Origin of the sequence: Pseudomonas sp. R25(2017) (genome assembly GCF_002112565.1) — a bacterium.
In the GTDB taxonomy this organism is placed as follows: domain Bacteria; phylum Pseudomonadota; class Gammaproteobacteria; order Pseudomonadales; family Pseudomonadaceae; genus Aquipseudomonas; species Aquipseudomonas ekonensis.
The window spans coordinates 16,989-38,161 of the sequence record NZ_NEHZ01000020.1; the positions used below are offsets into that span (position 1 = coordinate 16,989).

General features: G+C 62.8%; 20 protein-coding genes and 2 pseudogenes. 8 read left to right on the forward strand and 14 right to left on the reverse strand.

What is annotated here, in order from left to right; all coding sequences use genetic code 11:
- Positions 1 to 112: 112 nt before the first annotated feature.
- A complete protein-coding gene (locus CAG31_RS23055) occupies positions 113 to 874 on the reverse strand; it encodes a leucine-rich repeat domain-containing protein (protein ID WP_256575566.1) in 762 nt (253 codons plus the stop codon).
- A 179-nt stretch (positions 875 to 1,053) separates the two neighbouring features.
- On the opposite strand from CAG31_RS23055, the gene CAG31_RS23060 reads away from it, so the two are divergent.
- Together CAG31_RS23060 and CAG31_RS23065 are read left to right on the forward strand one after the other, a co-directional pair.
- Positions 1,054 to 1,515, forward strand: coding sequence for an NUDIX hydrolase (locus tag CAG31_RS23060; RefSeq protein WP_085585544.1), 462 nt, complete (start codon positions 1,054 to 1,056; stop codon positions 1,513 to 1,515).
- Between the two features lie 653 nt (positions 1,516 to 2,168).
- Positions 2,169 to 2,351 (forward strand): annotated as a pseudogene (locus CAG31_RS23065) (transposase domain-containing protein); the annotation flags it as partial.
- 15 nt (positions 2,352 to 2,366) lie between these two features.
- Here CAG31_RS23065 and CAG31_RS23070 read toward each other — a convergent pair.
- A complete protein-coding gene (locus CAG31_RS23070) occupies positions 2,367 to 2,867 on the reverse strand; it encodes an N-acetyltransferase (RefSeq protein ID WP_085585546.1) in 501 nt (166 codons plus the stop codon).
- A gap of 414 nt (positions 2,868 to 3,281) precedes the next feature.
- On the opposite strand from CAG31_RS23070, the pseudogene CAG31_RS29100 reads away from it, so the two are divergent.
- Both CAG31_RS29100 and CAG31_RS23080 read left to right on the forward strand, forming a co-directional pair.
- Positions 3,282 to 3,650 (forward strand): annotated as a pseudogene (locus tag CAG31_RS29100) (SMI1/KNR4 family protein).
- A gap of 360 nt (positions 3,651 to 4,010) precedes the next feature.
- Positions 4,011 to 4,931, forward strand: a complete 921-nt coding sequence (locus tag CAG31_RS23080; RefSeq protein WP_256575568.1) for a GyrI-like domain-containing protein — start codon at positions 4,011 to 4,013, stop codon at positions 4,929 to 4,931.
- Between the two features lie 71 nt (positions 4,932 to 5,002).
- Here CAG31_RS23080 and CAG31_RS23085 read toward each other — a convergent pair whose 3' ends face one another.
- Complete coding sequence (locus CAG31_RS23085) at positions 5,003 to 5,386, reverse strand: c-type cytochrome (RefSeq protein WP_371856126.1); 384 nt, start codon at positions 5,384 to 5,386, stop codon at positions 5,003 to 5,005.
- A 326-nt stretch (positions 5,387 to 5,712) separates the two neighbouring features.
- Between CAG31_RS23085 and CAG31_RS23090 the strand changes: the two genes are divergently transcribed.
- Entirely contained in the window at positions 5,713 to 6,339 is a 627-nt protein-coding gene (locus tag CAG31_RS23090) for a hypothetical protein (protein ID WP_139831381.1), read from the forward strand.
- 8 nt (positions 6,340 to 6,347) lie between these two features.
- On the opposite strand, the gene CAG31_RS23095 is transcribed toward CAG31_RS23090, so the two are convergent.
- The 4 genes from CAG31_RS23095 to CAG31_RS23110 all read right to left on the reverse strand — a co-directional run bounded on the left by CAG31_RS23095 (position 6,348) and on the right by CAG31_RS23110 (position 8,502).
- The gene (locus tag CAG31_RS23095) at positions 6,348 to 6,752 is read right to left on the reverse strand and encodes a DUF6632 domain-containing protein (RefSeq protein ID WP_085585554.1); all 405 of its coding nucleotides are present in this window, start codon (positions 6,750 to 6,752) and stop codon (positions 6,348 to 6,350) included.
- Positions 6,753 to 6,849: 97 nt separating this feature from the next.
- On the reverse strand, positions 6,850 to 7,416 hold the full coding sequence (locus CAG31_RS23100) for a hypothetical protein (RefSeq protein ID WP_256575569.1): 567 nt from the start codon (positions 7,414 to 7,416) through the stop codon (positions 6,850 to 6,852).
- A 163-nt stretch (positions 7,417 to 7,579) separates the two neighbouring features.
- Positions 7,580 to 8,029, reverse strand: a complete 450-nt coding sequence (locus CAG31_RS23105; protein WP_085585556.1) for a GFA family protein — start codon at positions 8,027 to 8,029, stop codon at positions 7,580 to 7,582.
- Between the two features lie 14 nt (positions 8,030 to 8,043).
- On the reverse strand, positions 8,044 to 8,502 hold the full coding sequence (locus tag CAG31_RS23110; RefSeq protein ID WP_085585558.1) for a GFA family protein: 459 nt from the start codon (positions 8,500 to 8,502) through the stop codon (positions 8,044 to 8,046).
- Positions 8,503 to 8,607: 105 nt separating this feature from the next.
- Between CAG31_RS23110 and CAG31_RS23115 the strand changes: the two genes are divergently transcribed.
- The gene (locus CAG31_RS23115) at positions 8,608 to 9,501 is read left to right on the forward strand and encodes a LysR family transcriptional regulator (RefSeq protein ID WP_085585560.1); all 894 of its coding nucleotides are present in this window, start codon (positions 8,608 to 8,610) and stop codon (positions 9,499 to 9,501) included.
- Positions 9,502 to 9,556: 55 nt separating this feature from the next.
- Here CAG31_RS23115 and CAG31_RS23120 read toward each other — a convergent pair whose 3' ends face one another.
- Entirely contained in the window at positions 9,557 to 10,456 is a 900-nt protein-coding gene (locus CAG31_RS23120; protein WP_371856125.1) for a GyrI-like domain-containing protein, read from the reverse strand.
- 151 nt (positions 10,457 to 10,607) lie between these two features.
- On the opposite strand from CAG31_RS23120, the gene CAG31_RS23125 reads away from it, so the two are divergent.
- Positions 10,608 to 12,812: an OsmC domain/YcaO domain-containing protein gene (locus tag CAG31_RS23125; RefSeq protein WP_085585564.1), complete on the forward strand. Its 2,205-nt coding sequence runs from the start codon at positions 10,608 to 10,610 to the stop codon at positions 12,810 to 12,812.
- Positions 12,813 to 12,881: 69 nt separating this feature from the next.
- On the opposite strand, the gene CAG31_RS23130 is transcribed toward CAG31_RS23125, so the two are convergent.
- On the reverse strand, positions 12,882 to 13,730 hold the full coding sequence (locus CAG31_RS23130; protein ID WP_085585566.1) for a hypothetical protein: 849 nt from the start codon (positions 13,728 to 13,730) through the stop codon (positions 12,882 to 12,884).
- Positions 13,731 to 13,871: 141 nt separating this feature from the next.
- The gene (locus tag CAG31_RS23135; RefSeq protein ID WP_085585568.1) at positions 13,872 to 15,431 is read right to left on the reverse strand and encodes a sensor domain-containing diguanylate cyclase; all 1,560 of its coding nucleotides are present in this window, start codon (positions 15,429 to 15,431) and stop codon (positions 13,872 to 13,874) included.
- A gap of 214 nt (positions 15,432 to 15,645) precedes the next feature.
- Here CAG31_RS23135 and ycaC point away from each other — a divergent pair, with 214 nt between their 5' ends.
- Positions 15,646 to 16,278: an isochorismate family cysteine hydrolase YcaC gene (gene ycaC / locus CAG31_RS23140; protein ID WP_085585570.1), complete on the forward strand. Its 633-nt coding sequence runs from the start codon at positions 15,646 to 15,648 to the stop codon at positions 16,276 to 16,278.
- A 56-nt stretch (positions 16,279 to 16,334) separates the two neighbouring features.
- On the opposite strand, the gene CAG31_RS23145 is transcribed toward ycaC, so the two are convergent.
- The 4 genes from CAG31_RS23145 to CAG31_RS23160 all read right to left on the reverse strand — a co-directional run bounded on the left by CAG31_RS23145 (position 16,335) and on the right by CAG31_RS23160 (position 21,170).
- On the reverse strand, positions 16,335 to 17,594 hold the full coding sequence (locus tag CAG31_RS23145) for an FAD-binding oxidoreductase (protein WP_085585572.1): 1,260 nt from the start codon (positions 17,592 to 17,594) through the stop codon (positions 16,335 to 16,337).
- A 3-nt stretch (positions 17,595 to 17,597) separates the two neighbouring features.
- Positions 17,598 to 19,175: an aldehyde dehydrogenase (NADP(+)) gene (locus CAG31_RS23150; protein WP_085585574.1), complete on the reverse strand. Its 1,578-nt coding sequence runs from the start codon at positions 19,173 to 19,175 to the stop codon at positions 17,598 to 17,600.
- Positions 19,176 to 19,243: 68 nt separating this feature from the next.
- Positions 19,244 to 20,191, reverse strand: a complete 948-nt coding sequence (locus CAG31_RS23155) for a dihydrodipicolinate synthase family protein (RefSeq protein ID WP_085585576.1) — start codon at positions 20,189 to 20,191, stop codon at positions 19,244 to 19,246.
- 52 nt (positions 20,192 to 20,243) lie between these two features.
- Complete coding sequence (locus tag CAG31_RS23160) at positions 20,244 to 21,170, reverse strand: 4-hydroxyproline epimerase (RefSeq protein ID WP_085585578.1); 927 nt, start codon at positions 21,168 to 21,170, stop codon at positions 20,244 to 20,246.
- Positions 21,171 to 21,173 lie beyond the last annotated feature (3 nt).

The window sequence follows — 21,173 nt, forward strand, 5'->3', positions numbered from 1 at the left end:
GGCCATTTCATCAAATCGCCCGGTAACCTTCAAATGCGTTTGCGTCCGGTCGCCGCAAAGGCTTGCCGTTGGCGGGCCGGTTCTGTCGGGTGCAGCCCCAAAAGATCTTGCCCTATACAGATTGCGACATCGCCGGGAGCGATGCATCGATCACCATCTGTTCGAACTGACGGGTCAGCTTCTGAAACCTCGGAGCATCGCAGGCCGAGCAAAGGAAAGGCATTCTCCGCCCCGTGAACATGGCCGTCGGGCCATTGCACGTCGCGCAACCGATATGGGTTGTGACGTAGGCCTTCAAAGGTTCGAGAAGTTGCCCGTTCAGCCGGCTGGCGAGAAAGGCGACCTGAGCGCGATCAAACTGATTGGTCAAACTCAAATGGCGAAGGTGGGTGCAGCGGGCAAGGCCAGTGATATCGTCGTCGCCCAGCTTCAGGTTCGCCAGCGACAGCTTGTTGAGCCTGGGAAGGCGTAACAGCGGTTCGAGGGTGTTTAGGCGCAGCGGTGTCGAGCCGCCCCACAAGGTGCCGGTCAGGCGCAGTTCAGTCAGTTCGCTCAAGGCTTCGATCCCGTCGAGCCGATGCAGTCCCACGCACTCTTCGACGGTGAGGTGCGTCAGGCCTTTCATTTGGAAGACAGGCGCCAGCGTTTCAATTTTCTTCGCCCGTTCCAACTTCAATCGCCGCGTGTTCGTTAACCCGGCGATTCCCTCAAGTGATGTCAGCTTCAGGAGGCGGAGTTGAAGTTCGACCGCGTTGCAGTTGGACAGCACGATGGGCCATGTTTTGTCTGAAACGTTGTAAAGCTGCAGCTCATCGGCTTGCGCAAGCTCTTGTTCGGAGAACGGCTGATCCAGTCTCAACATCATGTTTTGCATTCTCCGCAGTCGGTCCGTGAGGCGAGGTATCAGGCGGGGAGGCTATCGGCCGCAAGCGCACCTGTCCAGCGAGCGCACGGGGTCGGTTGCCGGCACTGGCGCGACGGGTGAAGTTTGTGCCTTGCCGTTGCCCGGAGTCACCCTTAACCTGCGCGCCTTTTCACTCAGGGAACGAACAGATGCGAGAGCGCAAGGCAGCCCGGCTATTGGTCATCAACCCTTCTCTGGAAGTCCTGCTGTTCAAGTTCTGCCACCACGACGATGCCTTGGCCGGCACCAGCCACTGGGCGACGCCGGGCGGCGGCCTGGAGGAAGGCGAAACGTTTCACGCCGCGGCCATCCGTGAGCTGCGTGAGGAAACAGGCATTCACGTCAACGAAGTGGCCGGCCCCGTGGCGGAGCGCAGAGTGTCGCTGCGGCTGCCGAGCGGAGAACCTGTGTTGGCGGTCGAGCAGTATTTTGTCGTGCATGTTCCGGACAACGGCCTCTGCCGTGCGGAATGGACCGAGCATGAGAAGAAGGTCATGGCTGAGCATCGTTGGTGGTCGGTTCAGGCGTTGAACACTACGCAGGAAACGGTGTGGCCGGAGAATCTGGTGCAGATGTTGATAGGGGCGGGGGACGGGTTGCCTGACTGTTGACGGCGGCAGACATCAATCGCTTCCTGGCTGTCACGCAGGGTACTGATCGTGCCGGCGGTTGCGTCGGCCGGTTGAATCCACAGCCAAGAGCAGACATTCACCGCCATTTTCAAAGCCGCGTGGATACCTAAGTCTCGAAGCACAGGCCCCTTGCCGCTTCGTTCTCCGCTGCGTGTGATCGCCGTACCCCGGTCTTCGACGCTGTGTGCCAAGTAGCTCAGCACGCGCAATCAATGGGGCATGGCGACCAGGACGTATCGTCCATAGCCCAATCATTCATGAACGAGGATGCTGACTGAGCCGCCGGTGATTCGACAAGAGGCTTGATCGACACCACCTCTTGAGCATTCTCGAATCAGACAGCGTGCAGGAAGCTTTTAAAGCTTGATACTACTGGCCGATTACGGTCTTTCACCACCGTTACATTGACTTCCGCCCTATGCTCAATCTGCTCCCACACCTGGCTCCTGTGCGGGAGCCTTTTCTTGCTCGCCCGGCAATCACGCCGACCCGTGTTGGTCCACCATCTCCCGGCCAGCTGGACTCACGGCAGCCATCTTCTACGCCTGGCGCGCATCCATTAGACCGACAGTGCCCACGGTCTGTGGGGTGCCAGCGATTGTGCCGCCGGATTTGCAATGGCGCTGTAGATGGTCGAGGCGCTGATCCAATCGGCGCGCATGAATAGGCATGATCCGTATGCCTATCTCAAAGATGTGCTGACACGACTGCCGACACAGCGGGCCAGTGAGATCGGGTACTTGCTACCGCATCAGGGGACGCTTGCCTGTCTTGTGCAAGGCATGTTGCCTATCCACTTACCAATCATCAGCTAATTGAAAGTTAGCTAATTATCCACACGGTGCTTCTGTATCCAATAAGAGACTCATGTCAAAGCCAGTGATTCGAAAACCTAACTTTCTGTATAAATTCATAGCACGATGATTGTCAGGAGACACTCTGAGCTCTAGCTCACTGATTTTTAGAGCGCCTAGTTCATTTACAAGCTCACAAATAAAACTCTTCCCTATACCTTTGCCCTGAAACTCAGGAAGTAAAATTATATCTGACAGAAACGCTGAGTCATTATCAACACTGAACCAAATGTATCCAGCCACCTGCCCCCCAGTTTCGTAAACTCGAAAATGGTTGTTCTTCGTGTTCATTCCTTGCGGCAATGCGACTCTATAGGTTCTGAAAGCCTCTGATCTCGCTTTGGTTTGACTGTAGAGATGGCTAGCCATTAAATCCTGAGCATAATCATCTACAGACAGAATTTCCCATGAATTATATTCGTTATCTCGCATGGGGCGATAAAGAAAAATATCTTTCTCCTTGAACTCTTCTGTCATTTTTTACAACTCCAACTGGTTTGTAATGCGTCTGTTCAATAGACCCACGCAGCAGCACTGAATTTAGGGGGTGGGTGTATATATTCCGGATTCAAATCTTGATCTCATATCAATATTCTAAGAAGCATATCGTCCATCCGCATGCGATCACCCGCGCAGAGCTATTATTACACAGATTTGTCCGTCGGCCGAGTGGTAGCAGAGCTGTCCAGTGGTATACGTAAGGTGAACTCACCTAGACAATTCTAGCCATGCAGCAGGCCGCGACCAGACTTGATTATTGGGACTGCGCCCCTCCTGATAACTCCGTGTCCCGGCCTCGCTGGGGTATAAGTTTTTAATCCTTCGATAGCCAGGTTCCGCTGACGGAACCAAACAGTTTGCTCATTAATCCTAGCGTAAGGTGACTCGTTTGTGATTAGCGATCCGTTCCGTGTCCTTGAAGACGCAGATATCGCAGAAGCAGAACGTAACCTTACTTCCATTTTCCTCCCGCCTATGTCGAGTTTTTAAAGGGGGGAAGTAACGTGGCGAATGCCTATTTTGAACCCGCTGTTATTCTTCCTGGGAGCAGCGATGTCGACATATTTAAAATTGCCGAGTCAGCATGGAACCATAGCGGTGTACCAAAGGACTGGCTCCCTTTCGTTGAGGGCAATGGCGACTACTTCTGCGTCTCACAAAAACGGTGAGGTAAGTTTTTGGTCTTACAATGGCGCGACGAATGAAAGGTGGCCGAATTTTTCGGCGTGGTTTCAGCAGGTCTGTGTAGAGCGCAATTAATACAACCATGAAAAAAACCGAAAGCGGACACAATAGCCTCGTCTAGATATCAAAATTCAGCCAATTTCCGCCGATGCTGACCGGCAGCTATGGGTCGTAAGCAGCCGGCCGCGAACGACTGCTATTGGCCGATAGCCGCCATGGAAAATGAGGCCGCCTTCGACCCACAGCTGACGGCGGCAACAAGCAAAACTCGCCAGTCGCGAATACTCAATCCTACGTCGATAAAACGAGCTACGGTTGTCGCAGAACCTCAACAGCTCAACACCCCCATGAACGGTAACCTTCAGACTACCCAACATGACCACCAAACCCTCCGCCCAAGCCTCCCGCGCTGAGTACGCGCGACGGATTAACCGCGTGCTCAACTACATCGATGCCCACATCGATCAACCTCTGGATGGCGCGCATTTGGCCGACATCGCCAATTTCTCGCGTTTCCATTTCCATCGGATTTTCGCCGCCTGGATGGGAGAGACGCTTGGCAGTTATGCGCAGCGGCGACGGCTCGAGAAGGCGGCGTTACGGTTGGCCTGCGGCAGCCATGAGACCGTGCTTGAAACCGCGTTGGCCACCGGCTTCCAGTCGGGCGAGGCGTTTGCGCGGGCGTTCAAGCTCAAGTTCGGTTGCACGCCATCGGCTTGGCGCGACGCGACGCCTCAGCGGCTGAAGGCTCAGGCGGCGGCGATCGGGCAGCCAGCCGGCGGCCAAGAGAGCAATCCTGATCAGGTCTTCGGCAATCGCCATCAGGCAGGCGAGGGCGCGTTCGGTGAATCTGGCGGCTCTTATCGGCCACTGGAAGCCATCGCCATGGAAGTACGCATCATTGATCTACCAAAAGCGCGAGTCGCGTATCAACGTTTTATCGGCCCGTACGGTCCGGCCATCGGCGAATTTTGGCGAGCGGCCATTGCGCCGTGGATGCACTCCAATGGCCTCAGTGACCAAACGTGCTACGGCATCGGTTATGACGACCCCTCGATCACGCCGGCCGACAAGTGCCGCTATGACGCTTGCGTCGAAGTGCCCGCGCATTTCGTGGCCGGCGGCCAGGCGGACATTCAAGTCCTGCCGGGTGGCCGTTATGCCGTGGCGGGGTTCAAAGGGAAAACCGAGGGATTGGCGAACGCCTGGACATGGCTGACGCGCGAGTGGATGCCGTCCAGCGGACTGCAATGCGACGATCGGCCTTGCTTTGAGAGGTTTAAAGCAGCCACCGCATTTGATGTCCAGACCGGTGAATTCAGCTGCGACATCTGCATTCCGGTGCGGGCGCTGTAACGCAACAGGGAATGGGCCAGCACAAAGGCCCATTTCCCTTCCTATGGACGCTGGGATTGCAAAGTCCCAGGCTACTTCGCCTTTGAAATGACGCCAGTCATGTATTCATGCAAATCGCGAAAGTCATTCACGCTCCAGGCATGGGGCGGAATCCTTACGCCGTTCTCCCGCAGGATCCTTGGAATCAAGTCGCCGTTGGGGCGAAGAATGACCGAAGACACGATAACGCCCGGGTACTCGTTGAGCCGCTTCTTGAAGGCAGGTGTCGTCAGATCCGGTGTCGGAGGGTTGCTTCGCTTGGCCAGCGGCCCGGTGCCTTTGATGTCCGGCCCGTGGCACACGGCGCATCGCTGGGCATAGAGGTTCTTGCCGTTGAGGGTGTCGGCGAAAGCGGGCGTTGTTTGGGGGAGTATCGAACTTGCCAGCAGCGCGATGAGCGTTTTTTTCATTTTCATCTGTCGGTAGTGATGGGGATGCGTTGGCGCAGTCGCTGTCACGTTTACTGCCGGATCACTGAGATCGCAGTCCATTGCATGAGGACGTCCTGTCGCACAGAGCCCGGGGATTGTGCAGGGTCTGGAAGTGGAGTTGAAGACCGGGAATCCACAATGGCTATAACCACCGGGTTGCTCATGTTGACTCGGTCTAAAAAGTCCAAAATCCGCTAAGTACCCTTGCACTAGAGTGTCTGGGACGCCGGGTGTCGTTGTGCGTTTTTCAGGGAATAGAGGCGGGATCCGCCAGCATTTTTCAGGGAGAGATTCGAGTCATGCCATTCGTTATGACCGACCCGATTGATCAAGGCAACGGCCCGTTTTGCGGGGCTGCCTGTGCCGTGTATGTGCTGCATTGGCTGAGGGATTTGGGTTTGACGGAAGGGGTGGCGGACGGGGTCAGCGCCGATGTGGACGCGGAAGTCACGCACGCAATGACCTATACCCGCACGGTCGATTGCACTAACTTCCTGGGCAGCACCCCCGCCAACATTGCCACCTACCTGAAAACGCATGAGCCCACCGTCAGCATTTATGCACCGACGGAGATCATCACCAATTGGTCCGTGCGCCCCTGGTACGCCGGGCTGCGCATGGGGCTGCAGACGTGCAGCAGCGTCAACTGGTCGTGCGGCTGCACCTGCGCGATGCCGGGCGGCGTGCTGGGCGATGACTATCTGATCATCAGCCTGATCAGCAAATCGTGGACGGTGCCTTTCTTCAGCTTCGATTTCTACAATGGCCACTTCGTCGTGCACATCAGCGATACCCAGTTGATGGATCCCAATGGCTATATCCGGGACTCTGCCACGTACCTGTCGGGCGGGTATCTGAGCCGTGGGTGGGCATCCGTGGGGCTTGATCTGCATATCTATAAGAATCGGGTGACGGCAGCCACACCGCTCCTGGTTTGATCCTGCTCTCAGGCCCCGTTGCCTGTCCTGGGCCGAGCGACCGACCGCGCGCGCCGTGTCAAAACGGCCAAGGCCACCGCCACGATGAACAGTGCCGGCACGTCACCTGCCAGGTGCCCCATTTGCCCAGACTGGGTAAGCGCCTGGACGGTCATGATGCCTGCGTGCACGGCGCTGGACCACACGGTGAACCCGATCAGGCTCAAGTGGGCCAACGGGTCACGCGCGGCCAGGATCAGGAACACGCCAAGCGTGGCGTAGAGGCCGACGATCATCATCGGGTAGTCCGAGTGACCGGTGTGCCAGGCCCAACCGGACGGCCAGAACACCATGAGCGGGTAGAGGGCAAGGCACGCGAGGCCTGCCAACACCAGCACGATGCGTAAGTACTTGAGGCAATCGACGGCGGTCATGGCGGGCTCCTCTTTGGGCTTGGCTCGGCACAGACTCCAAGTGGGGGATAACAGAAAGTGGACAGATCCATCGGTAACTATAGATCTGTCCCCTTTTTCAAGACGGGTACTCCCTGAGCCCATGCGCCATCACAGAGCCAGCCTCCAGACTGGAACGCTGTCGGCTAAGCACGCTCTCGAATCCATTGCGATCCCGAAACCGGGCGGTGAACTCAAGCAACTCCCGGTTGATCTGGTCAACTGTTCCAACTGTCCCGCCCTCAGCCAATGAATAGGCATCTTCGAAATAGCCGCACAGGCCAAGAGCGTCAGGAAAGTCGTAGTTAGATCGAGACCAAGATCGGTACAGTCCTTGCGCCAAGACCATTCCAAAATCGGGATTCATGAGGAGTTGTTCATGTGCCTTGGCTAGCACATAGGGCAACACCTCTGCGCTGCTCAAGGAGGGTGTCGCGACTCGAAGTAACTGACTTGCAACATCGTACCGATTCGAGCTGCTCATCAGTGCTAGCTCTATCAGCTCATAGGCAGGATCTTCCTGTGCCATGATCTGGTTATCCGCCCATTGCACGATGTCGGATACCTCAAGGACACCGAGTTCTAACGCTTCTCTTAGGTAAGCGATTTGATCCTCAATGCTAGGGTTGTAAGTGTTGCTCGTCATGCTGCCTTCTCGATTGTCCTGCCGGCATCTCTATTCTATTTCAACGATGAAGCTTTGTTGTCTGCCCAGAGAGGACCATGACAGAGCACGGCGAAGGGGGAACTGATGCCCTCGGGGTGCTGCACGCAATCAATCGCAGGCCGACACCTCCCCGAACCCAACATCACCCCCGCAAAAACCGCTCCATCAACCCCGCATATTCCCCCACCTCCGGAAACCCCTCAAAGCTGACGGACGCCCCCGTACCCGCCCACGGCAGCTTCTCCGACACCCAGGTCTCCATGAACGGCGCATAGTCCTGCGGCCGGTTCAGCAGGCTGCTGCGCACGCCGACAAAGGCCTCGTTCTGCGCAGGGCGGGTGAACAGCCAGGTCAGGCAGTGCGGGCAGAAGTAGTGGCGGGTCGGGCCGTGGAGGCCGCCGATGACCGGGGTGCCTTGGGTGACGGCAAAGCGTTCGGCGGGGAACAGGGCGGTGAGGGAGAACGCGCTGGCGGACATTTTCTGGCAGCCGGTGCAGTGGCAGGCGCTGGTCATGACCGGCCGGCCTGACGCCTGGAAGGTCACTTGCCCGCAACGGCAGCTGCCGGTGGCGCAGGGGGTGGGATCGGTCATGGGCAATGCTCCTTTCAGGGGTTGGAGGACGGTTGGCCGGAAGCGCTCAACGCGGCGGCGAACGCTTCGGGAGTGGGGCTTTCGGGCCAGGTCGGGATGCCGGCGGGCAGGTTCAGCCACGGCTGTTTGTGCTTGACCCAGATGTGCGCCACGGGGCTCAGGGCGGTGCGTTCATGGAGGGTGCCGGCGCGCAGCACCCAAAGGCCCGGTGCGGCGGAGGTGGTGTTGTAGATCCGCGTGTGGCAGGTCGCGCACAGGTGATGGTGTGAGATTACGCCTTGGTCTTCGTAGGCGTATTCGCGGGTGGGGCCGTCGACGGTGAAGGCGTCGGCGGGCAGCAAGGCGTGCAGCGCGAAGCTGCTGCCGCTCCAGGCCTGGCAATGCTGGCAATGGCAGGCGTAGACCGCGAGCGGCAGGTCGGTCGTGGAGCGGTAAGTGACGGCGCCGCAGCGGCATCCACCGGCAAGTGTCATGGATCAGGTCTCGTGTCAGTGCGATTTGATGGGTTGGGTACAGCATGCGCGCGTTTCGGATTGATTAGAATTGATCAAACTTGCCCAGCCGCTCATAGGAAATGTATGAACGCCCCTCAGCTCCAATGGGAAACCCAGCGCGTCTTCCTGGCCGTCCTGCGCACCGGCAGCCTGTCCGCCGCCGCCCGTGCGCTGGGCATCGCTCAGGCCACCGCGCGGCGGCGCATCGATGCGCTTGAGCAGAGCGTGGGGATGAGCCTGTTCGTGCGTTCGCCGGCGGGGCTGATGCCCACCGACACCGCCCGGGAACTGATCGGCCATGCCGAATCCATGGCGATGGCGGCCGAGGCCTTTACCCGCGCCGCGTCCGCGCAGGCCAGCGTGCCGGGCGGGACGGTGCGTGTCACCAGCAGCCAGTTGCTTGGCGTGGAAGTGTTGCCGCCCATGCTGCGCGAAATCCGCACGGCCCAGCCGCAGTTGACGGTCGAGCTCAGCGTGTCGAACCGCCTGGAAGACCTGGCCCTGCAGGAGGCCGATGTGGCGGTACGCATCCGGCGCCCGACGGAGGCGGCCGTCGTCGCCCGCCATGTGGGGGACTTGCGTATCGGTCTGTACGCCACGGCGGATCTGCTCGGGCAGAAGGGCGCGCCTCGCAGTGTGGACGAGTTGAGCGAGTACCCGTTGATCGGCCCCGACCGCAACCTGACGGAAGTGGCGTTTCTGCAGCAGCAGGGTTTTCTCTGCGCCACGGCCCGCACGGTGTTGCGCACGGACAATCACCTGGCCCAGTTTGCCGCGCTCAGGGCCGGGCTCGGCATCGGCGTCTGCTCCAGCCAGTTGGCGCGGCGACACGGGCTGGTGCGGGTGCTGCCGCAGCAAGTGGATTTCCGGGTGGACATCTGGATGGCCATGCACCACGACCTGCGGCGGGTGCGCCGCATCGCGCTGGTGTTCGATGCGTTGGCGCAGTCGATGTCACGTTTTCTGGCGGAGCACTGACCGGCGGGCTCCGTCGGGTCAGGTGTCGGGGGCAGGCCGAGCGTGCGCCTCGTTTTCACTTCAGCGGCACATACACATCCGTCTGCCACTGCGCCTGCGGCACGTCCGTCCCCACGCTCAGGTACTCGAAGAACAACGGCGCATCACGCAGTTCCTCACCGCTGCCCGGCAGCCAGTCGCGGTAGACCGGGTAAATGGTTTCGCCCACGTGATCGGTCGAGCCCACGTGCCGCACCACCGCGCAGCGGCCGGCGGGGATGACGAGGTCGCGCACGCCGGCGTCGTTCGGCGCCACGGCTTCGTGGATTTCGCCGCAGATGTCGAAGCGGAAATCTTCCGGCGCAATGGTGTCGGGGTTGCCATAGGGGATGCCGAAGGTGCGGCTGGATGCGACAGGCGACTGGCCGCTCTGCTGGCGCCACTGGATGAAGCGTTGCACGCTGGCGTTGAGCCGGCCCGGTGCGCCGCGGTGTTCGAGGGCGGCGACGCGGATCGGGGGGCATTCGACGATGTTGACTTGCATGGCGATGTTCCTTGAGAAGTGAGGGATGGCAAAGACCGCGTGCCAGTGCTTCCAGTCCGGCGCCTTGGCGAAGGCGGCGGGCGAGTTGCCGAACGCCCGCCGGAACGCCCTGGAAAACGCTTCGGGGCTTTCGAACCCGGCGTCGAACGCCGCCTCCAGCACTGTGTGGCCGGGGCGGGCGGTCAGGTTGTGCGCCGCCCGACGCAGGCGCATCAGCTGCACATAGCGCGAGACGGGCACACCGGTGAACGCCGAGAACTGCCGGTGGAAGTGGAACTCGGAGAAGTTCGCCACCCGGCTCAGCGCCTTCACCGACAAGTCGCCTTCGAGGTTGGCGTCGATGTAGGCGAGCACGGCGTTGAAGCGTTTGGCGTAGGCGGTTCGGGTCGGCGTGTCTGCCACGGGCAAGGCTCCTGGGTTGCGGTCGGCCATAGCATCGGTGAGGGCGGCAGGCCCGCGCCTAGCCGCGTTTGCTCAACGCGGGGTTCCGTCCGGCGACCGAATGACATTCGCACAAGACTTCCGGCGCAAAAGCCGGATAATGGCGGCCAATTCGTACAGCCCGCTATTCTGGTAACCCCGCATGGAAATCAAGGTCAACTTTCTCGACAACCTTCGGCTTGAAGCCAAGTTCGACGACTTCACGGTGATCGCCGATCAGCCCATCCGCTACAAGGGCGACGGTTCGGCCCCGGGGCCGTTCGACTATTTCCTGGCGTCGTCGGCGTTGTGCGCGGCCTACTTCGTGAAGCTGTATTGCGAGACCCGCAATATTCCCACCGAAAACATCCGTCTGTCGCAGAACAACATCGTTGATCCGGAGAACCGCTACAACCAGATCTTCAAGATCCAGGTCGAGCTGCCGGCGGACATCAGCGCCAAGGACCGCCAGGGCATCCTGCGCTCCATCGACCGCTGCACCGTGAAGAAGGTGGTGCAGACCGGCCCCGAGTTCGTGATCGAGGAAGTGGAAAACCTCGACGCCGACGCCCAGGCGCTGCTGATGCCGAGTGCGGGCTCGGGCGAGGGCACGTACATCATGGGCAAGGACCTGCCGCTGGAGCAGACCATCGCCAACATGTCCGGCATCCTGGCCGACCTCGGCATGAAGATCGAGATCGCTTCGTGGCGCAACATCGTGCCCAACGTGTGGTCGCTGCACATCCGCGACGCGCAGTCGCCGATGTGCTTCACCAACGGCAAGGGCGCGACCAAGGAAAGCGCGCTGGCCTCGGCGCTGGGCGAGTTCATCGAGCGGCTCAACTGCAACTTCTTCTACAACGACCAGTTCTGGGGCGAAGAGATCGCCAACGCGCCGTTCGTGCATTACCCGGACGAGCGCTGGTTCAAGCCGGGCCCGAAAGACGAGTTGCCGAGCGAGATCCTCGACGAATACTGCCTGGAGATCTACAACCCGGACGGCGAGCTGCGCGGCTCGCACCTGTACGACACCAACTCCGGCAACACCCAGCGCGGCATCTGCTCGCTGCCGTTCGTGCGCCAGTCCGACGGCGAGACGGTGTACTTCCCGTCCAACCTGATCGAGAACCTGTACCTGAGCAACGGCATGAGCGCCGGCAACACCCTGGTCGAGGCGCAGGTGCAGTGCCTGTCGGAGATCTTCGAGCGGGCGGTGAAGCGCGAGATCCTGGAAAACGAACTGGCGCTGCCGGACGTGCCGCAGGAGGTGCTGGCCAAATACCCCGGCATCGTTGCCGGCATCGAAGGCCTGGAGGCCCAGGGCTTCCCGGTGCTGGTCAAGGACGCGTCGCTGGGCGGCGAGTTCCCGGTGATGTGCGTCACCCTGATGAACCCGCGCACCGGTGGCGTGTTCGCCTCGTTCGGTGCCCACCCGAGCTTCGAAGTGGCGCTTGAGCGCAGCCTCACCGAGCTGTTGCAGGGCCGCAGCTTCGAAGGCCTGAACGACCTGCCGGCGCCGACCTTCGAGAGCCATGCGCTGACCGAGCCGAACAACTTCGTCGAGCACTTCATCGACTCCAGCGGCGTGGTGTCGTGGCGCTTCTTCAGCGCCAAGGCCGATCACGAATTCGTCGAGTGGGACTTCTCCGGCCACGGCGAGGACTCCAACGCCCAGGAGGCCGCGACCCTGTTCGGCATCCTCGAAGACCTGGGCAAAGAGGTGTACATGGCGGTGTACGACCACCTCGGCGCGCAGGCCTGCCGGATCCTGGTGCCGGACTACTCGGAGATCTACCCGGTGGAGGACCTGATCTGGGACAACACCAACAAGGCCCTGCTGTTCCGCGAAGACATCCTTAACCTGCACAGCCTCGACAACCGCAGCCTGCGGGTGCTGGGCAAGCGTCTGGACAACAGCGAACTGGACGACTACACCGACATCACCACCCTGATCGGCATCGAGTTCGACGACAACACGGTGTGGGGCCAGTTGACGATCCTGGAGCTCAAGCTGCTGATCCACCTGGCACTGCAGCGCTTCGAACAGGCCAAGGAGCTGGTGGAAGCCTTCCTGCAGTACAACGACAACACGGTCGAGCGCGGGCTGTTCTACCAGGCGCTGAACGCGGTGCTGGAAGTGCACCTGGACGACGAGCTGGAACTGGCCGACTACGAGACCAACCTGCGCCGGATGTTCGGCAACGAGCGGATGGACGCGGTGATCGGTTCGGTGGACGGCAGCGTGCGCTTCTACGGCCTGACGCCGACCAGCATGAAGCTCGAAGGGCTCGACCGGCACCTGCGGCTGATCGAAAGCTACAAGAAGCTGCATGCGGCGCGGGCGGCGGTGGCGGGCGTGGCCCGCTGATCGCGACCACAACGAGGCACCTAGGGGTGCTTCGTTGTGGGGGACGCGCCTGGAGCGGCCGCTTCAGACTCACCGGTGATGACGGTGGTTCTTCCCGACCGCACTCAGGATATCGAATTGGCCGGTCACTTTTACGCTCTTGCCATTCTCAAGGAAATCCGCTGCGAATGTTCCCTTGGTGTGCCCCGTTACAGGAAGGGCGGTAAGGGTGAGAGTGCCGGCCTCCGCGAAAAAAGCACCTTCGTACGGTCTGGAGTAGTGTATCCAGACATTTGGGTTGTTCCTCAGGTCGTGGGTGCCGAGGTTCGTGTCGTCCTTGAAGAAAACGCCGATCTGAGCTTTTTTCGGCGGCACCCCGTCCTCCACGGTCATGCGGCCGATGACTTCCCATACACGGAGCGTTGAGCCCTCTGGCGTCAGCTGAACGCTCAGCTGATCGGCACGGAAATCGCCCCATTCACTGGAGGCCGTGAACGTGCCGCTGCCGGTTGTGTCTACGACGCCACCGGTGATGCCTGTGATGTCGAAGCTGCCTGCACTGATATGGACGGTGGTGTCGCCGAGCCGGGCCTCGAACTGGAAATCGCCCTCCATCCGTTGCGTTTGCATGTCCAGCTTCAAGGTCAGCGTTCCGGAACGGGAAGCCAGGACGAGACCGTTTCCTGATGAATACCTTATGTACTCGCCACGGGCTTGACCAAGCTGCATGGGGTCGGGCACCAAGGACAGCGTCACAGACGAACCGTCGCCCGGAATGTCCACGGGAACCCAGAAGGCAATGGAGTGCTTTTCACCGTTCGGCAAGGCCTGACTTGCCTGCACGACATAGCGGTTGCCGACCCGGCGAATCTCGAAATCGTCTTGGCCGACGAAGGTCTCTTGGTAGTAGCTGATCAAAGCTTTCATGCTGTTGTTCATGGCTGGCTCCCTGTAGAGGCTCACGGGGTGATCCGTGAGTCCGTAACGTAGCAACGAAACCAACAGCGCATAACTGTCAGAGTTGACAGGTGGGTCAGGCCTGATTCGGCTCCCTTAGCCAGCGCTCGGGCTGCCGGCCGATCATGCCGGGGGCGCACAACACCAGCGGTTGCGGCCCTGTTGCTTGGCCTGATACAGGCAGGTGTCCGCCGCCTTGAGCAAGCTGGCCGGCGTGACGTCGTCGGTCACCGGATGGCCGGTGGCGATCCCGGCACTGGCGGTGACGTAACCCAGCGGATGCCCGCTGTGCTCAAGCCGCAAGGCGCGGATGGCCTGCAGGATCTGCCCGGCCACCTCGATGGCCCCGGCGCCGTCGGTGTTGGGCAGCAGCACGGTGAACTCTTCGCCGCCGTAGCGCACGGCCAGGTCGCCGGGGCGTTTGACCGCCAGCCGGATCGCCTGGCCGACGGCGTGCAGGCAGTCGTCGCCGGCGGCGTGGCCGTATCGGTCGTTGTAGCGTTTGAAGTGATCGACATCGAGCATGATCAGCGACAGCGCCGAACCCTGGCGGCGGGCCAGGCGGATCTCGTCGGCCAGCGCCGCGTCCAGCCGGCGGCGGTTGCCCAGGCCCGTGAGGCTGTCGGTCAGCGCCATGTCGCGCATGGTCTGGTGGGCCTGGCGGATCTCACGCTCCATGGCCATGCGCTGGCGCAACTGGTTCAGCACGATGAGTCCGAACGTGGACAGCACCCCGATCAGGAACACCAGCACCAGGCCGTTCTTCAACAGATCCCGGCGCCAAGGCGCGATGATCGAATCCCGGGACAGGCCGGCCTCCACCACCAGCGGATAGGTGGTCAGGGCGCGGTAGCCGTAGAGGCGTTCGGTGTCGTCGACCACGGCCTTGATCTGCGCGGTGCCGGTGTTGGCGCTGGGCAGGTAGGTCCTGAAAATCTCGCTGCCGGCCAGGCTCTTGCCCACCACCTGGGCGATGAACGGGCGCCGCACGAGGATGGTGCCGTCGCGCAGGGCCAGCACCAGCGCGCCCTTGTCGTCGATCCTGAAGTCGCCGTAGTAGTCGACGAAATAGCTGACCTTCACCGTCCCCAGCAGCACGCCGGCGAACGAGCCGTCGGGATTGTTCAGGCGGCGCGAGATGGGAATGATCAGGTCATGGGTGGAGCGGCTTTCCACCACCAGGCCGATGCGCACCTGCCGGTCCTCGTGGGTGCGGTGGTACTGGAAGTAGTCGCGGTCTGCGTTGTTGGCCATCTCCGGCGTGACCTCCTTGTCGGTCACGATCCATTGCCCGTCGGGGCCGTAGATGAACAGGCCATGCAGCTGCGGCATGATTTTCGATTGTTGCACCAACAGGTTGTGGATGCGCTTCACATCCATGTTCTGCAGGCCGTCGCCCTCGACCCGCTCGCACAGCCCGGCGGTGAGCACGTCGACTTGGCGGATGGTGTCTTCGGCGTGCTGCGCGGTGGCGCGGGCCAGGTTGGTGACCGAATCGCGGGCAGAGGCGAACGCCGCCCGGTAGTCGCGCCAGGTGCGCCAGCTCTCGACCGCCACAAAAGCGATGACCACCACCAACATGAAGCTGACGGTCAGGCGCAGGGTCGATCCGGCTTTGGCGTGGCGGGAAGGGGGCGGTGCGGCGTGGTCTGTTGTCAGCTCTGGCCGGTTGCGTCCGAGCATCAACATCTCCTTGGGGCATTCTGGACGTATTGCAGGGGGCCATTATGACAAGGATCGGCGCCAAGGTCGGGCCGGTCTTGAGGTTGTCATTGGATTGTCCTTTTTGAGTTGACGGTGAAACGCGTTTCAGCCGATTTATCACCTGAGGGTGACTCATTAATCTGTGCACATCTTGAACGCAACGCACTTCAACAATGAAAAAGGAGCTCCACCCATGACCGCTTACACCTACAACCGCCTCAACAAAGACGACGCCATCGTACTGCTGGTGGATCACCAGACCGGCCTGATTTCGCTGGTGCAGGACTTCTCGCCGAACGAGTTCAAGAACAACGTGCTGGCCCTGGCCGACCTCGCCAAGTTCTTCGACCTGCCGACCGTGCTCACCACCAGCTTCGAGCAAGGCCCCAACGGCCCGCTGGTGCCGGAACTCAAAGAGATGTTCCCCGACGCGCCGTACATCGCCCGTCCGGGCCAGATCAACGCCTGGGACAACGAAGACTTCGTCAAGGCGATCAAGGCCACCGGCCGCAAGCAGATCATCATCGCCGGCGTCGTGACCGATGTGTGCGTGGCGTTCCCGACCCTGTCGGCGCTGGCCGAAGGCTTTGAAGTGTTCGTGGTGACCGATGCCTCCGGCACCTTCAACACCACGGTGCAGCAAGCGGCCTGGGCCCGCATGTCGGCGGCCGGCGCGCAACTGATGAACTGGTTCTCGGTGGCTTGCGAACTGCACCGCGACTGGCGCAACGACATCGAAGGGCTGGGCAACCTGCTGTCCCAACGCATCCCGAACTACCGCAACCTGATGAACAGCTACGCGGCGCTGTCGGCGCGTCAGGGTTGATCGAACCCGACCACTGAAACAAAAGGCCTGCTTGTGAAAGCAGGCCTTTTGTCGTTTCAGAACCGGCTCAACCGATACGGCGCCAGATCCGGCAGTTGCCCGCTCTGGGTCGTCAGCGCAGACGCCATTCGCACCACCAGTTCCGCCGTCACCGCCGCCTGGGTGAGCCCCAGGTGCTGGTGGCCGAACGCGAGCAGCACCTTGCCGTCGCAGGCCTGGTCGATGATCGGCAGGGAGTCCGGCAGCGAGGGGCGAAAGCCCATCCAGGGGGTGGCGGCGTCGGCGTTCAGCGGGGTGCGGAACAGGCCGTCGCTCAAGCGGTGCAGCTGCCAGGCGCGGGCCATGGTCGGCGGGCGCTCAAGGCCTGCGAACTCGACGGTGCCGGCCAGCCGCAAGCCTTCGGCCATCGGCGTCATGATGAACTTGCGTTCCAGGGAGGTCACCGGGAAGGGCAGGCGTGCGTGTTCCTGGGGCAGCATCAGGTGATAGCCGCGTTCGGTGTCCAGCGGCACCCGTTGGCCGGTCAACGCAGTGGTGAGCGCTGCCGAGTGGGCGCCGCAGGCGATCAGCACGCGGCGGGCGTGCAGCGCGCCGGCGTCGGTCGTCAGCGCGACGCCTTGGCCGCTCAGCCGGCCGCCCTGTACTTGCCGCGTCAGGAACTGCACGCCGCTGGATTTCGCGGCGTCGACCAGTTCGCGCACGACCCGGTAAGGGTCGAGGAAATGCCCGGTGGCGGGAAAGAACAGCCCGCCCTGAATGTGCGGGCTGAGCTGCGGCGCGACGTCTTGCACCGCACCGGCCTGCCAAAGGTCCACTGGCACCTGTTGCTGGCGCAGGCGTGCCTGAAGCGCTTCGATGGCCGCACGGGACTCGGGCCGTTCGAACACCAACAGCGAGCCGTCCACCTTCAGCAGGTCGGGGCGCTGGATGTCACCGAGCAACCGGTGCCAGGCGTCGAGCGAATGTTCATTGAGCGCCCGCAAAGCCGCAACGGTGTGGCGAAACGGCGCCGGGCGCAGGTTCAGCAGCAGGCGGGTGAACCAGGGCAGGGCCCGGGGCAGGTATTTCCAGTCCAGGCGCAGCGGGCCCATGGGGTCCATGAGCATGGCCGGCAGGCGCTTGAGGATCGACAGGTCGGCGATCGGGAACACCTGCTCGGTCGCCAGGTGCCCGGCGTTGCCGAACGAGGCGCCGTGGCCGGGCGCCTGCCGGTCGATCACCACCACCCGCAGGCCTTGCCGCGCCAGGCGCAGCGCACAGGCCACGCCGATGATGCCGGCGCCGACCACGGCGATGTCGTGCGTGTCGTCGGTCATGGCCTAGGCTTCCCTTTGGCCGTCGAGCAGCCGGCGCAGGCCCAGCGGATTGGCCTGGCGCAGCGCTTGCGGCAACAGCGCGTCCGGGAAGTCCTGGTAGCAGACCGGGCGCAGGAAACGCTGGATCGCCGCCGTGCCGACGGAAGTGCTGCGTGGGTCGGAGGTGGCCGGGAACGGGCCGCCGTGCACCATCGCGTCGCAGACTTCGACGCCGGTGGGCCAGCCGTTGACCAGCAAGCGTCCGGCCTTGCGCTCCAGGGTCGGCAGCAGGGCGCGGGCCTGATCCAGATCGTCGTCGTCCAGGTGTAGGGTGGCGGTGAGTTGACCTTCCAGGTGCTCGGTGACCCGGCGGATCTCGTCGAAGTCCTCGCACTGCACGACCAGCGAAGCGGCGCCGAACGCTTCGGCCTGCAAGCGGCGGTCGGCGAGGAAATCGGCGGCGTCGGTCACGAACAGGTGCGCCTGGCCCTGGTTCGGCCCGGTGGCGCGTTGGCCGACGGCGGCGATGCGCGCGTGCGGGTGTTCGGCCAAGGCGTTCACGCTGGCCTCGAATGCACTGAAGATGCCCGGCGTGAGCATGGTCTGGGCGGCGCTGCGTTGAAGGTGCTCGGCGGCGCTGGCGACGAAGGCGTCCAGCGCCGGCCCCTTGAGGGCGATCACCAGGCCGGGGTTGGTGCAGAACTGGCCGGCGCCCAGGGTCAGCGACGCCACGAAGCCTTGGGCCAGGGCCTCGCCCCGGTTGCGCAGTGCCGCCGGAAACAGCAGCACCGGGTTGATCGAGCTCATTTCCGCGTACACCGGGATCGGCTCCGGGCGCGCCTGGGCGGCCTGGCACAGGGCGAGCCCGCCGCTGCGCGAGCCGGTGAAGCCGACGGCTTTGATGCGCGGGTCGCTGACCAGCGCGATGCCGACCTCAGGACCTGAGCCGTAGAGCAGCGAAAACACCCCCTCCGGCAATCCGCAGGCCTTCACCGCACGGGCCACGGCGCGGCCCACCAGTTCGCTGGTGCCGGGATGGGCGCCGTGGGCCTTGACGACCACCGGGCAGCCCGCCGCCAGCGCCGACGCGGTGTCCCCACCGGCCACGGAGAACGCCAACGGGAAATTGCTCGCACCGAACACCGCCACCGGGCCCACCGGCACCTGACGCTGACGCAGGTCGGCGCGGGGCAGGGGCTGGCGTTGCGGTTGGGCGCGGTCGATGCGCACGTCCAGCCATTCGCCGGCCCGCACCGTGCGGGCGAACAGGCGCAGTTGCTGGCAGGTGCGGCCGCGTTCGCCCAGCAGGCGCGGGCGCGGCAGGCCGGTTTCGGCCATGGCGCGGTCGATCAGCGCGTCGCCGAGCGCTTCGATTTCCAGGGCGATGGTGTCGAGGAATTCGGCGCGCCGTTCAACGGGCGTTTCGCGGTACGGATCGAAAGCGGCCTCGGCCAAGGCGCAGGCCTGTGCGACCTGCTCGGCGTCGCCGCCGAGGTAGGCCGGCTCCAGCGCGGTGTCGGTGGTCGGGTCGATCCCTCGGATCGCCTCGCGGTGGCCGGTGACGGCGTGTTGGCCGATCAGCAGTTTGCCCGTCAGGGTCATGGCGTGTTCCTGGTCAAGAGAATGAGGCCCGCCGCAGGTGCCTGCGGCGGGTGGGCGCGCAGCGCAGGTCAGGCGAGGTTCTGTTCCGCCGACCAGTTTTCGTACCAGTGGCGGAACAGCGCGTACTGGTTTTCCGCGTAGCGGCGCTGGGCGTCGGTGAGCGCGTCGGTCTCGTTGAAGTGCAGGGTGTATTCCTTGTCGCCGTTGAGCACCATCAGGTGCTTGTAATACAGCACCAGGTCGGTGCCTTCGTCGAAGGACGACAGCACTGCCAGCGCCGACTCCAGCTCACGGGCCTGGCGACGGGCCTTGGCGTCGCCCTTGGCCGCCTGCTTGCTCAGGGCCACCAGTCGCAGCACTTCCCGGGGCAGGGCGTTGCCGATGCCGGTGATGGCGCCGGTGGCGTTGCAGTTGACGAAGCCGTGCACCACCTGGGTGTCGACACCGACCATGAGGGTCACGTCGTCATCTTTGGAGGTGATGTGTTCGGCGGCGTAGCGCAGGTCGGCGGCGCCGCCGAACTCCTTGAAGCCGATCAGGTTCGGGTGCTCGCGGCGCAGTTCGAAGAACAGGTCGGCGCGGGTGGCGAAGCCGTAGTAGGGGCTGTTGTAGATCACCGCCGGCAGCTTCGGCGCGGCGTTGAGGATGGCGGCGAAGTGGGCCTTCTGCGCGGTCGCCGAGGCGCCCCGGGACAGCACGCGGGGAATCACCATCAGGCCCTGGGCGCCGACCTTGGCCGCATGGGCGGCATGGGACACGGCCTCGCGGGTGTTGACCGCACCGGTGCCGACGATGGTCGGGATACCGGCGGCCACCAGGCGCGCCACGCCTTCCTGGCGCTCGGCTTCGGTCAGCAGCGGCCAGTCGCCCATGGAGCCGCAGTACACGACTGCGCTCATGCCGATGTCGATCAGCTCGCGCCCCTTGGCCACCAGCGCGTCGAAGTCCGGTTTGCGCTGTGGGGTGCACGGGGTCATCAGGGCGGGCATGCAGCCGGTGAAAATGTTGTCGCTCATGGTCGTTCTCCAGGGTTCAGTGATTGATCGGGTTGAAAAGCGGCGCGGCGGCTCAGATGCCCCACGCGAACGGATCGGTCTCGTCGATCAGCAGGGTGCTGTCGGCGGTCATGTGGGCGCGGCCGGTGATGGCGGGGCGGATGCGTTCGCCTTCCCATTCGTAGCGGCCCTCGAAGCGGCTGCCGGTGACGCTCGCCTGCACCCAGCGCTGGCCGGGCGCAAGCTTGCCGTCGGCGGCCAGGCACGCGAGCTTGGCGCTGGTGCCGGTGCCGCAGGGCGAGCGGTCGTAGGCCTTGCCGGGGCACATGACGAAGTTGCGGCTGTCGGCCTGGGCGTCGGCGGCGAACAGTTCGACATGGTCGATCAGTGCGCCGTCCTCACCGTGGATGCCTTGGGCTTCGAGGGCCTTGAGCATCGCCCAGGTGAACTCGGTGAGGGCTTCGGCGTTGTCCAGGGTCAGCGTCTGCCCGTGCTCGGAGACAAGGAAGAACCAGTTGCCGCCCCAGGCGATGTCGCCGAGGAAGCGGCCATGGCCCGGCACGTCTACCGGCACCTGTTTGCGGTGGCGGTAGGCGGGCACGTTGTACAGGGTCACCGCGCCGTCCTCGTGCAGGACCGCACTGACCGGGCCCACCGGCGTGTCGATCTTGTGCACGCCGGGCGCGATCAGGCCCAGATGCGCAAGCGACGCGACCAGGCCGATGGTGCCGTGGCCGCACATGCCCAGGTAACCGGCGTTGTTGAAGAAGATCACGCCGCAGGTGGCCTCCGGCGACACCGGTTCGCAGTACAGGGCGCCGACCAGCACGTCGTTGCCGCGGGGCTCCAGCAGGCAGGCGCGGCGCCATTGGTCGTGGTGCTGGCGCAGGGCGTCGCGTTTTTCGGCCATGGTGCGGCCGGGCAGGTCGGGGAAGCCTTTCATCACTAGGCGCGTGGGTTCGCCGCCGGTGTGCGAATCGATGACGTGTACTCGTTTCATGGA